Source organism: Rhizobium johnstonii 3841, assembly GCF_000009265.1.
Taxonomy (GTDB): Bacteria; Pseudomonadota; Alphaproteobacteria; order Rhizobiales; family Rhizobiaceae; genus Rhizobium; species Rhizobium acaciae.
On the sequence record NC_008378.1, the window covers coordinates 494944 to 507160 of the forward strand.

Sequence of the window (12217 nt, forward strand, 5' to 3'; positions counted from 1 at the left end):
TCTCGACGAATACGCGTGCCAAGGTTTTGGTTCCAAGCTGGAGCCGGTGGAACAGGTGTTGGCCTGTTCAAGCCGCATCCATCTCACTCAACTTAAGTAATATGGTTGCCAATTAGCCACACCTGCTGGCCTCCGGACTGTCATAATTGATTTTTCGCGCGCAACTGGTATTGCTCGGTCGTTCACCGCTGATATTTTTCGATTCTCTCAATATTGCCAAAAGGATACCTGATGCGAAAGTTGGCGCCGCTCGTCCTTGTCGCAGTTCTTAGTGCCTGCGCCCGGCCATCGGATGGCCCAACCGCCGGTGGTTTCTATAATGCCACCGCCCCTCAGAGCAACGAGCGGATTCCGGTCGTCAGGCTCTCGGAAGCGCCGATGGGTCCGGTTGCGGCCACCCCGCTTGCCTATGCGGCCACCGATCCCGGGCTCAGCCTCATGCGCTCGAGCGGATTTGCCGATACGAGGCTGCGACGCGGCGATGTCATCGAGGTCACGATCCTCGACACCGGCGAAGAGGGGCTTTTCTCTTCAACCCAAAGCAAGACCCTCAATCTCGGCCGCTTCACCGTCGATTCCACGGGCAACGTGACCCTTCCCTTCGTCGGCAAACAGCGCGTGGTGGATTCCTCGACCGAGGCGCTGCAGACGCGCATCGTCACCGGCTTGAAGGGGTCGGCGGTCAATCCGCAGGCCGTCGTCACCGTGGTCGACAGGCCCTCCAGCGGTATCACCGTCAATGGCGACGTGCGTGCCGCCGGTCGCTTCCCGCTCACAGCGCGCAAGGAGCGTGTACTCGATGCGGTCGCACTTGCCGGCGGCGCATCGTCTGCGCCGGGCTCGGCGACCGTCACGCTGATGCGCGGCAAGCAGCGCGCCACCGTGCCGCTCCAGCGCGTCATCGACGACAACAAACAGAATGTCTACCTTCTGCCCGACGACCAGATCTACGTCGACAAGGATTCACCCACCTTCACCGCTTTCGGCGCCTTCAAGAGTGTCGGCGAGTTCGAATTCGAGCCGGGCAGGCTGACGCTTGCCCAGGCGCTCGGGCGAGCCGGCGGCCTGCTCGACGATCGTGCCGATGCGCGCAATTTCTATGTGCTGCGCAGCCAGCCGGTCTTTACGCAGGTTGCGGCCGCAAATGCCAAGACCCCCGTGCCGGCTGTGGTGAGCACCAAGCCGGTGATCTATCGCGTCGATCTGAAGGACGTTTCCAATCTGGCGCTGATGCAGCGGTTCCAGATGATGGATGGCGATATCATCTACGCCAGCAACGCCAGCCTGGTGGACTTTGCCAAGCTCTTCAACGTGTACCAGAAAAGCGTGCCGACGGCCGCAGCACCGATCCCGGGGTCGAGCGGCAATTAAGCATCGACAACAGGACGTTTTGCGGAGCCGCCCAGCAGACGCAAGGCGGCTCTTGCATTTTCGGGCCTGTCCTGCGGATCCTGTTGGGACAGGCGGTTCGCCAATGCCTTGAGGGCTTCGGTTTCGTCGCTCTCCTCGTTGCAACGGCTAAGCAGCAAGGACAGCAGACACCCGGCTGCGTAAAGATCGGATCTTTCGTCGAGCGGTTCACCGGCCATCTGTTCAGGAGATGCGAAATCCGGCTGGCCGGCAAAGGCAAGATCGAATTGACCATGCCGGCATCCGCGCTGAAGCGCGATGCCGAAATCGGCGATCTTCAAACGGGAGAGATCGCCGTCGGCGAGAAGGTTGAGAGGCGACAGGTCGCAATGCACGAAACCGCCGGCATGGATGGCCTCCAGGCCTGAAAGCACTGAGGTCATCGCTGAAGTGATCTCGCCGAAGGATAATGACCTTGTCTGCAAAAGCTCCGCAAGGCGGCTGCCGGTCCATTCCATGACCAGGGCAGGGCGCCCGTCGGCAAGGCGCAGAACGGTCTGCGTCTCGGCAATGTGGGGATGGCGGAGCGCCATGCCGATTTCCGCCTCGCGCAGCATCAGTTTTCTGAGGACGGGATCGTCGGCGTGGTCGGCCTGCGGCATCTTGATGGCATGAAACGTTCCGAGATCGCGATGGCGGGCGCGATAGACCCGGGTGGCCGCGCCGTCATGGATCAGCGCCTCGAGCATAAAGCTGTTGGCGACGATCTCGCAATCCGCGTCGCGGAGGCGGGCCTCGCCCCGATCGAGCGCGTCCCGGACGCGGTCTACCAGGATTTTCCGGGTCTCGGGTGAACCGCGATTCAACGCCTGCCAGAGATGCGAAAAACGTCGGGCGATCTCTTCGAAATCCGCAGGATGATCATTTGTCATCGGTCTTCACATCGATCACGACTGCGCTGAGGTTTTCGCGGCAATTGGCAATCAGCCCCTCCTGGACGAGGATATCGGCGGCCTTTTCGATCTTTGCGGAAAGGAGGATTTCGGCGATGATCCGCTCGGGGACGACGCTCGGCAGCGGCGCGCTGCAGAGCAGCAGCCTGTCGCCGGCCTGCAATCCGCCGGAACGGACTTCGGGGACGAGATGTCCGCGCATGCCGATGGCGCGCGAAAGCGTGCGCCGCAGGCCGATCTCCACATGGTCGCGCGTGAGGCAGCGCATCATGCCGTCCCGCAGAAGATAGCAACGGGCGTCACCCACCCAGAGCAGAGCGCAGCTCTCATCACGCGTGGCCAGCACGACGATGCTCGCGGCCGATGGTTCGCGATCCGAGGAAAGATAGGCCGATTGAAGCAGGCCATGGGCGCGGCCGAGCTTGCCTTTGATCTCCTGTACCAGAGCTTCGATCGTCTGCTGGTTCCCGGTTTCAGCCAGCATATGGACGGCGATCTTGCCGACCTCGGCAGCGGCGTTGCCATCGCCGACGCCATCGGCGACGGCAAAGAGCGAGGGCGTTTCCGAAACGAGCAGCGCATCGGCGTTGACGCTCAGCCGCGTGCCGGGATGCGTGGCATGGCTGTGGCGGATCACCAGCGGATGATGTGGCTCGACGACAACAGGGCGCGGCGTCTCGGCCGTTTCGGGTTGCGGCCGTGCCGAAGCCGCGGGGGGATTGTCGTGCAGCAGCTTTGGAAAATCCTCGGGGTCCGGGGCGCCGCCGACACGAAACCCCTTGGCTCGCCGATCCTCGGGGCTGATCCGCCACCAGAGCGTGCCGCGGCCGGAAGCATTGTCCTGCAGCGTCTCGTTTTCCCCGAGGTCGGCCGGGCGCAGGGTCCGCAGTCGCTTCAGGCTCGCGGTGAAGTGATTGATGTCGAAATCCCGCTTGGCCGAGCTTTCGGCGATCGCCTCGGCGGCCGTGAACCAGGTGTCATCAAGGTAGAGCTGGCGTGGATGCTCGGCAAAACCGTGAAGCTGGGCGGCGATCACAAGCGGAAAACTGCGCCCGACGCGGTCGAGGCTCGGAAGCAGAACGCCGGCAATGGTGGCAGATCCCCAAAGACCGCGTTCGACGATAAAACGCCATGCCGGCATCATGCGAAACCGGCGTTCCCAATCCTCGCCGAGTTCCCGCTGAGACGCTTGCAGCCCCGACTGCAGCCAGGCGTCTAGTGCCGCCTGCAGGTGGCGGCTCAGTCCCATCGAAACGAAATCGCCATGGCTCGGCAATTTGCCGAAGAAGCCGATCCTGTCGGCTTCGGTCGGGCTTCGGTCCAGGGTGGCGCGCTCGTTCATATCAGACCGGTCAGAATTGCGCCGGGCATGAGAAGGCGCCGAGCGCCTCCAGCCGGAATGGATTGAGCACCGAACCGAACTGCACGTCGAACTCTGCTGCCTGGCCGCTCTGCTGGAACTTTGCCCGGAAGAGGTCGTCGCCCTGTATGGCGAGATCGGCATCGTCGAAAAGCCGGAAGGGCGACCAGTCGCCGTTCTCTGTCAGCGCCTGCTGCCAGCCGCCCGGCTGGAAGGCGAGGCGCGAAACGTTGCTGGCGTCCGTCGACGGCCAGGTGATCGATTTCGATTGGATGGGCCCGTGGAAATAGACCACGCGTTCGCCCTCGATCTCCAGCATCACGGCGCTGGCCGCCTCGGTCAGCGATACCGGCTTGACGTTGATTGATATCGACGGGTTCTCGCTGCCGGCCGGGAAGAAGGCGCGGTTGATCTTGTCGGCATTCTCGAACTGGGCAATCGCCGCACTCGGAATGCTTACCGCGCCGAACGTGCCCTTCCAGCCCCATGGCGAGGCGCTGGTGTCGACGAAGGCTTCGAGCTTTTCCTTGAAGAAGGTCTTGAACAGCCCCTCGGGTCCGAAAAGCCTGATGAAATCGCTCATCGCCACGTCGCGCGGAGATTTCCGGTCGAAGGGATAACGACCGGCGACGACATTCGAGCAGAAGCCCGCGCCTTCGGCAGCCCAGGCGTCGCTGATGCGTGATCGGGCGGATTTGACCGCCAGCGATCCGACATCCGCAGCCAGCCCCGCCATCCAGGTATCGACCGGCGCCGGGAGCTTGCGCGCCTGCTGCAGCAGGTCCTGATTGGCGTCGGTGAGCTGGCTGTCGACGTCGAAGACTTTCGCGACTTCGGCCGTCGACGTCGTGGCGCGCGAAAGCTGCTCCTGGACCCTCTGCAGGATCGGCTCGAGCTGCCCGATCTCCGATCGCGGCGCATCCTTCGGCTGGTCGTCCGGCGACGATTGGCCGGCCGGCGCCTTCAGCGCATCTCGAAGACGGCCGAAGGGATCGGGCGCATTCGCTGCGCTGGCAAGCGCCGTAGTCGAGGCTGGCAGGCTGTCGCCGGCGGCCGAGGCGATTTCCGCCCCGGGCGCGCGTAGATCGGTGGCAGCGACGATTGATTTGGTGATCGTCTCGACCGGGCCGGGCTTGCCCGCCAGGATGCGGGTGGTTTCCGCCGCATCGCCAATCGTCTGGGAAGGCTTCACCCTGATATCGGTGAGGATCATCGACCAGCGCTGCTCGAATGCGTCGAAGTAAAGCTGAAGCGTCGCCTGGGCGATCGTGTCGACCGTGACGCCGGCGGGATTGGGGTCGCGGCGGACCCATTGCTCGTCGAGCGCCTCGCGCGCGGCGTCGGTGATCCCAGGCAGAACGACGGTGCGATAGCCGGTCGCGGAGAAGAGGCCGGGAATGCCTTCGTTGAGCGGCGCCTTCGAGGTGCGCTCGAAAGCCTGTTCGCCAAGCGGCCCCAGCGCGCCTGCCGGGCTCCAGGCGGGAAGCGCGCGGGACTCGCGATATTCCGCCAGGATGTCATAGGCGCGGTTGGCGATGTTCTGCGAGCGGATGACCTCGCGCGCCTTGGCGATCAGCGCCTTGTCGAGCTCGATCGGCGGCAGCGCGCCGCGCGCCATGACATCGGCATGGGCAATCAGCGCCTGCCGGGCCGCGGCCCTGCCTTCGTCGGGATAGAGCCTCGTGAACATGTCTTCTGCTTCCAGCGCGGCAAAGTCTGCATTCACCGGGCCGAGCCCGCCGAGCATGCCGTAGAGCTTCAGCGCGTCGAAGGTTCGGGTGACGTCGGTGGTCTCGGTCATGTCCTTCTGGAGCTGCACCAGCATGCGCGGCAGGAGCAGCGTGTTCAGCGCCCGCTGATAGGCCTCGCGCTGCCGGCTGGCGACCTTGCCTTCCTGGTCGAGGCCGAGGCTTATCGGCCAGACGCGGGTCTTCGAGAAGTCGGTGGTGACTGCTGCGAGATTGTCGAGCGCCGGCAGGATGCGCAGGAAATCCGTATCCGAAACGTCGCGAACCGGCACGCCACGCACCAGTTGTTCGTAGGCGTCGATGCGTCTTTCCGCGCCGGCCAGCGCCGTGGCGTTCTGGATGTAGGTGGCCGTCCAGCTGGTCAGCACCACGGCAAGCAGCAGGACCGCGCTCGCATAGGCCGCGCGGCGGAAGAGCAGCTGCCGCCCCGAAAGCCGCTTGTCGCGGGCGACTAGCGAGGCCTCGCCGAAGATCACCTCCTTGAAGAGCCGCGAGAGGAAATAGCTGCGCCGCATGCGGGGCACGGTGACTGTCTCCTCCCTCTGGGTGCTGGAAGCGAAATAGATGCCGCGCAGCAGCGGCGCCTCCACCAGCTTGGAACCCGAGCAAAGCTCGGTGACGACCTCGTGCAGACGCTCCTTCAAAGAGGTGAGTTCGGCCAGGAAACGGAAGATGCGGCCGCGCAATTCCGGATTAGGCTCCTGCTGCAGGCGTTCGATCAGCATGCTATCGACGCGCTGCTGCAGCAGGGTGAATTCCTCCGTGAAGCGTTCCGGCAGGTTCGCCGCCTTATAGCTCTCGTCTAGCCCGAAAGTCGTGCCCCAGACCTGTTCGCGGTCGCTTTTGTTGAAACCGTCGAAGAACTCCACGAAGCCGGTCAAGAGATCGGCTTTGGTCAGCAGCAGATAGACCGGCACGCGCGCATGCAGGAGTTCATCGAGTTCGGAAAGCCGCTGGCGGATCGCCCTGATCTCCTCGCGCTGCGCTTCCGGATCGCGCGTCAGGAGATCGCCGATCGACAGCGTCACCAGGGCGCCGTTGATCGGCTGCGAACGCCGGTACTTGCGCAGCAGGCCGAGAAATCCTTCCCAGCCGGCCTTGGCGGTGCCGTTCAGATCGTCCTGTGTCGTATAGCGGCCGGCCGTATCGATGAGGATGGCCTCGTCGGTGAACCACCAATTGCAGTTGCGCGTACCGCCGATCCCCTGCACCGAATTGCTGCCGAGCGCATCGCCGAGCGGGAATTTGAGGCCGGAATTGGTGAGCGCAGTCGTCTTGCCGGACCCCGGCGCGCCGAAGATGACGTACCATGGCAGCTCATAGATATAGCCGAAGCGCTTCTTGGTGATGCGGCGGAGCAGCTGCAGCGCTTCCTTGAGCCGACCGTGGATCTCGCCGACCTCAGCCTGTTGGCTAGCCGCGGCTTCCGCTTGCGCGTCTCGCTCGATACCGTCGACGAGCTGCTTGTCGCGGCGTCGGTCGCGGATGGTCGTGAAGACGAGATAAGCGAGCCAGGCAGCGAGGATGATGCCGATCAGCGTCAGCCGCGCGCTAGCGCTCGCCAGCGGCTTGAAGTCGCCATAGACGGCGAGATAGCCGTAGAACCAGATGACGACACAGATTGCCGCCACCCAGATGATCGAGATGAAGCGACGGCCGATGAGGCCGGCATAGGCCTCCACATAGGAGCGGAGCGTATAGAAATAACTGAGCGGGTTCATCGCGAACCACCTCCTGCGGCGGGCGCCGTCGGTTCATCCGGCATGTCGGCCCGACGCGGCGTCGTCAAACCCGCATCGTTCAGCCGCTCGCTCGGATCGGTCAGGACCAGGATCTCGGTGCGGCGGTTCATCTCCCGGCCCTCCGGCGTATCGTTGGCGGCGATCGGATCGGTGTCGGCACGCCCCTCGGTCAGGATCGCACCCGGCCCGGTGAAGGAGCTCAGGATTTCGCCGACCGCCTTGGCGCGGGCTTCGGAAAGGTGCCAGTTGGAGGGGAACTGCACGGTGCGGATCGGCACATTGTCGGTATAACCCACCACCACGGCGCGGAAGTTCTCTGCGGCCAGCGCACCGCCGATCCGCTGGAGAAGATCGTGGAATTTTTGACTGACCTCCGCGCTGCCGGTGGCAAACAGGCCGGAATTGCTGATCCGCACCAGCAGCCTGCCATTCGAATCCGAGAGTGTGACGAGCTTCTTCTCGACCTCCGGCTGGAGGAAGGCGAGCAGATTGTCGAGCCGGCTCGGCGGTTTCACTTGCGGCGGTGGCGGCGGCGGCGGCGTTTCGGCGACGACGACGGGCGGCTGCTGCCGAGGCGGCTCCGGAACCTTGACGAGTACGCTCGGCATATCGCGCGGCGGCAGCCTGGCGAGCCGCTCGAACGTTCCGTCGGAGGCGCGATTGAGCGAGAGCGTGAAGAACATGTAGCCGAGCGCCAGGATCAGCGTCAGAAGGGAAAGAAGCGTCCAGATCGCGGCCGCGGTGCGCAACGGCTGATGCCGGGCCGAAACGCCCTTCCAGTGGGGAGAAAGCTCTCGTTCGAAGACGCCGTACTGGCCAAGCAGCGTCTTGTAAAGGCCGTCGCGGATGCGGCCGAGCTCCAGCCCGCCGCGCGGTGAAACGCGGGTGCGGCCCTCGAAGGCAAGTGACAGGCAGAGATAGATGAGGAGAAGCAGGTCCTTGTTGGCGCCGGGGCTCTGGTGGAAATGGTCGAGCAGGTCGAACACCCGTTCGCCGCCGGTCACGTCCATATGGAAGGTGGAAACGAGCCCCGAGCGGGCCCAGCCGGCGCGAACGCCCCAGGCCTTGCTGAGCACGACATCGTCGACCGTCGCACAGATGACGTAATGGGCGGCGCGCGCTCGTTCGGGGCTGATGCGGGCGCTCGCCAGATCGCGTTCGTAGCGGCCGACGGCTTCGATCGCCACCTGGCGCAGTTCGTCGATATCAGGCTGTTCTTCCGTGTAGCGCAGGCCATGGGCGAGGTTGAGGAGCGGTGCGGCCGAGCGCACCAGCGTCGGCACGTCTTCGGCTCCGAAGCGAAAATCCCGGACGAGCGTTTCGACGGAGGCTGCGCCCTTCGGAAGCGATCCCGCCGGCGTCTTTCCGCCCTCGCTTTCGGGAAAGTCGAGGACGTCATCCAGCATCTCCGCCATCTTGCGGGCGGATTGCTTTTTCCGAGTGCCGTCCTCGGTAAGTTCGACAATGGTCGGCAGGTTCTGCCAGGTGGAGGCGGGTTCGTTCTTCATTCTCTAAGGGCCCACAGTTCTATTTCGAGCCCGGGAAAATCGCCGGCGAGATGCACGGCGATGGCGCCCGAAGTGTCGAGTTGTTTCCAAAGCGGGTTCTTGGTGTCGAGTTCGAAATAGATGGTGCCGGAGCGATAGGGGAGCTGGCGTGGCAGCACCGGCAGCGGCCGGACGGGGATGCCCGGCAGCGCGACGTTGACGAGGTCGGCGATGCGCTCAACCGGGCCGATCTTGATCTGCGCCGGCAGCTTGCGGCGCACGTCTTCGGCCGGCATCTCGGCCCGGACCGCCAGTACGAAGCCGGCATCTCTCAGCAGCGAACGGTCGTTGATCGTACCGATCCTGACGCCATGCCGGCGTTCGGCCAACTCGATCGCCACGGCTGCCTGTTCGAGCACTGATGACAGCGAGGCGCGCAGATCGTCGAAGACGGCCGCGAACGTCGCCTTCAGGTCGTCGTGGCGGTAAGGCGGGAAGTCGCTCGCGCGCTTGCGGTCGGTCGTGAAGGTGGCGAGCTCGCCGGCAAGCTGGATGCAGGTCTCGTAAAAGACGATGGGGTGGATCCGCGTCGCATTCGCCGAAATGTGTTTCAGCATCGGATCCGCGCGGTTGAGCATCTGTAAGAGCAGGTAGTCGCCGACCTCCGCGGTCCCTCGAATGGTGGGATCGCCGATCCGTTCGGCGATGGCCTCCGCGCGGTGGCGCACGATGCCGAGCAGTTCGGTGATCAGCTCGCCGAGCCGTGCAGCAGCCGTACAGTTGAGGCTCGGCACAATATAGTCCGGATCGAGGATCACGGCCCTGTCGGAACGCACCTCGATGATACGGGCAAGTCCGATGAGTTCGTAGCCGGCGAGTTCATCACCGGTCCTCAGATAGCGCAGGCTGAGACGGCCGACATCGATCGGCGCCATGAAGTCGGTCTCGACATTGGCATCCGGCGCTTCATAGGGCGACGCGACGAGCCGGACGCTGTTGCGCGCGGCACCGCCGTTCAACGCCACATCGGCCTTGCCCGGCTGACGGGCGGGAAGTGCGAGATAGACGACCGCATTCTTGGTGTTCTCGTCGAGATCGAGCGGCGGCGGCAGGTCGGTATCAACAGGGGCTTCGAACGGCGTTCCGTCCGGCAATACGCCGCGCAGGTTCGACAGCGCGAATTGGCCGATCGCCAGTGCGCCGCGGTCGATGCCGATTTCCGCCACTCCCCAGGGATAGGGCGACAGGCCGTGCGTCGCCGTGCGCACGAGCCGCTCGGTCCAGCGGTCCGCCTGCTGAAAATGCTGCACGCGAAGGAACATGCCTTCGCTCCAGGCCACCCGGTTTTCATTCCTCATGATGCGCGTCTTTTCCTTCCTGCCCGTCTTGCGGACGAGGCCCTGCCTGCGTGCCGTTTACCGCCCCCGTCATTGCGTCGCGGAAAACGTCATGGATCGACCGGCTCCTGCCGTCCTGTTCGAATTGTGCCCGGTAGGCGCGCCAATAGGCCCGGTCTCGGCCCCAGGGCAGGCGCCAGGCGCCGGTCTCGACCCGCGCCTCAAGCATGCGCGGCTCCAGCCGGCCCGCTGTCTGAACCAGAGCCTCAAGCGCCGAATTGAGCTTGAGCTGTTGCCCGAGCAGGGTTTCGGTGCGGGCAAAAAGCGCTTCCTCCCTGCTGCTGGCGGCAAGGAAAACCGGCTCGCTGGCGGCGGATGGCGCATTGATCTCGAAAACGGCATAGCTATTCTGGACAGCCTCCTCGAGCCGGGCAAGCAGTGGCTCCAGGCGATCGGCGAAGGCTTCGGGCCGGCCGATCGTCAGTGCCGGAAACTCCTCGGCCTCCGGCTCTGCCTGCGGATCGTTGTCGCTGACGATCTCGATCACCGGGGCCGGCCGGCGCTGAGTGATGGGCGCCGAAACATGGGTGGCGGAGCCATGTTCCAGGTGGCTGCCATATTCGGTTTCTTCCGAATTCCAATCCTCCGGCAGAAGCTGGGTGACTGAGCGGATCTCCGGAGGGCCGCTCCAGCCGATCTCGACATTGCGGGATGAGGCCGCTCCCTTTTTCCCGGCCTTTTCGGGAAGGCCCCAATCATCGACCGCACGCTCGCCAAGGATGCCGTTTGCGGTATGACCGCCCGGAGCGATATCGGCCAGGATTGCGGAGATGGTCAGCGGTTCGTCACTCAGCATGAGACCGGCATCGGGGTCCTCTATCTCGCGGTCTTTCTCGCCCGATATGTGGACGGAAAAGGCAAGTCCGCCTAACTCCAGCCGCGACCTGTCGGCAAGCCGCACGATCTGGCCCTCATGGACGGCGACGCCGTCGACCCGGGAGCCGTTTGCGCTCTGGTCGCGCAGCAGGAAGCCTTCGCGGTCGCGCTCGATGATGCAATGGAGCTTCGAAACGGAGCGCCGATCCTCCGGCAGGCGCCAGTCGCAATCCGGTGCCCGGCCGAGCGTTCGCCGGCCGCGTTCGAAGAACCATTTTGACTGGCCTGCTGGCGCCGCCGCGTCCCTGGTGATCTCTTTCAGTTCAAGCCGCATTCCTCGTCTCCTCACCGCGCCTGAACCGACAGGCGCTCGACGATCACTGCATCGCCGCTGTCGCTTGCAGCCGGCGCAACCCTCGCCCAACTGTTCCAGCCAAGCCGCGGCGGATCGCCCGCCTGTCCGAGCTGGCAGAAGGGAACGTCCTCCTTCTTCAGGATCGCCTGTATGTCGAATTCGAGCGCCGCACCGACATAGAGCCGCGCCAGGGCGAAGAGTTCGGTGATGGCGCGGCCGCCCGGCGCGAGCGAGAGGTAGTCGGCATAACCGAGCGGACCGATGACGATGCGAAAGCCGCCGCTGAAATCGTGGATCGCAGCACCTGCCGTCGCATTGACGCCAAGCTGGACGCCCTGGGGCTGGCCGATGCGGCTGCGCTCCTCGATCGGGATGGTAAGCCAGCGGCCGCGGAACAATTCGATCTCCACCGGCAGGCCACTGAATTCGCAGAGCATGGCGCGGAGATTGACGGCATTGCGGTTGCGCGCGGCAAAGAAGCCCGAGAAACGCAGGATCAGTTCCTCGTCGACGCCGCTCTTTTCGACGAGACGTTTGGTGCCGAAGCCGGTGAGTGACAGGAGCGTGGTGACGAAGGCGTTGTTTGCCCATGCGCCGCCCCATCGCAGCCGCCTGGCGATACGATATTTCTCGCAGGCGTCAGTGAAGAGTTCCGCCATCCGCGCGCCGAACATGTCGAAGAAGCCCGCCAGCGCCCGCGACCTGTTGCGCTCCTCGCGCATGACGAGGTCGTTATAGGCCGACGGCATCGAGCCGAGCGCCCCGACGAGACCGGCAAGCGCGCTGCGGACGGTGGCACTGCCGCCCTTGCGCTTATATCCGCTGACGGCAAGAGGCGCCGGCGAGACGCCGACATGCGAGGCGACATCAAGCCGTCCTTCCCTCACCGAAGCCTGCGCGACGCGAAAGGCCGTCACCGGCTCGAAGCGGCCGGGGTCGCGTTCGAGCAGATCGGCAAGGGCGTCTGGCTTGCGGGCGGTCGGGAGATCCATGGTTGGCTAGCGATCCT

General features: G+C 64.5%; 8 protein-coding genes. 1 reads left to right on the top strand and 7 read right to left on the bottom strand.

Annotation, left to right across the window (positions count from 1 at the left end; translation table 11 throughout):
- Window positions 1-231 precede the first annotated feature (231 nt).
- Window positions 232-1371, top strand: a complete 1140-nt coding sequence (locus tag RL_RS35220) for a polysaccharide biosynthesis/export family protein (protein WP_011649225.1) — start codon at window positions 232-234, stop codon at window positions 1369-1371.
- Here the strand turns inward: RL_RS35220 and RL_RS35225 are convergent.
- Genes RL_RS35225 through tssG form a run of 7 tightly spaced genes read right to left on the bottom strand, consistent with a single transcriptional unit; the run spans window position 1368 to window position 12200 of the window.
- Window positions 1368-2282, bottom strand: coding sequence for a serine/threonine-protein kinase (locus RL_RS35225; protein ID WP_011649226.1), 915 nt, complete (start codon window positions 2280-2282; stop codon window positions 1368-1370). The genes RL_RS35220 and RL_RS35225 overlap by 4 nt on opposite strands.
- On the bottom strand, window positions 2272-3645 hold the full coding sequence (gene tagF / locus RL_RS35230) for a type VI secretion system-associated protein TagF (protein WP_011649227.1): 1374 nt from the start codon (window positions 3643-3645) through the stop codon (window positions 2272-2274). Before tagF ends, RL_RS35225 begins: the two co-directional genes overlap by 11 nt.
- Window positions 3646-3655: 10 nt before the next feature.
- Window positions 3656-7132: a type VI secretion system membrane subunit TssM gene (gene tssM, locus RL_RS35235; RefSeq protein ID WP_011649228.1), complete on the bottom strand. Its 3477-nt coding sequence runs from the start codon at window positions 7130-7132 to the stop codon at window positions 3656-3658.
- Window positions 7129-8661, bottom strand: a complete 1533-nt coding sequence (tssL, locus tag RL_RS35240; protein WP_011649229.1) for a type VI secretion system protein TssL, long form — start codon at window positions 8659-8661, stop codon at window positions 7129-7131. The genes tssM and tssL overlap by 4 nt, the downstream gene beginning before the upstream one ends.
- Entirely contained in the window at window positions 8658-9998 is a 1341-nt protein-coding gene (gene tssK, locus RL_RS35245; protein ID WP_011649230.1) for a type VI secretion system baseplate subunit TssK, read from the bottom strand. Before tssK ends, tssL begins: the two co-directional genes overlap by 4 nt.
- The gene (locus RL_RS35250; protein WP_011649231.1) at window positions 9988-11187 is read right to left on the bottom strand and encodes a type VI secretion system-associated FHA domain protein; all 1200 of its coding nucleotides are present in this window, start codon (window positions 11185-11187) and stop codon (window positions 9988-9990) included. Before RL_RS35250 ends, tssK begins: the two co-directional genes overlap by 11 nt.
- An 11-nt stretch (window positions 11188-11198) precedes the next feature.
- Complete coding sequence (gene tssG / locus RL_RS35255; RefSeq protein ID WP_011649232.1) at window positions 11199-12200, bottom strand: type VI secretion system baseplate subunit TssG; 1002 nt, start codon at window positions 12198-12200, stop codon at window positions 11199-11201.
- Window positions 12201-12217 lie beyond the last annotated feature (17 nt).

Coding starts and splice junctions, on each gene's coding strand:
- tssG (WP_011649232.1), bottom strand. CDS start 12,200: ATGGATCTCCCGACCGCCCGCAAGCCAGACGCCCTTGCCGATCTGCTC.
- tagF (WP_011649227.1), bottom strand. CDS start 3,645: ATGAACGAGCGCGCCACCCTGGACCGAAGCCCGACCGAAGCCGACAGG.
- RL_RS35225 (WP_011649226.1), bottom strand. CDS start 2,282: ATGACAAATGATCATCCTGCGGATTTCGAAGAGATCGCCCGACGTTTT.
- RL_RS35250 (WP_011649231.1), bottom strand. CDS start 11,187: ATGCGGCTTGAACTGAAAGAGATCACCAGGGACGCGGCGGCGCCAGCA.
- RL_RS35220 (WP_011649225.1), top strand. CDS start 232: ATGCGAAAGTTGGCGCCGCTCGTCCTTGTCGCAGTTCTTAGTGCCTGC.
- tssK (WP_011649230.1), bottom strand. CDS start 9,998: ATGAGGAATGAAAACCGGGTGGCCTGGAGCGAAGGCATGTTCCTTCGC.
- tssL (WP_011649229.1), bottom strand. CDS start 8,661: ATGAAGAACGAACCCGCCTCCACCTGGCAGAACCTGCCGACCATTGTC.
- tssM (WP_011649228.1), bottom strand. CDS start 7,132: ATGAACCCGCTCAGTTATTTCTATACGCTCCGCTCCTATGTGGAGGCC.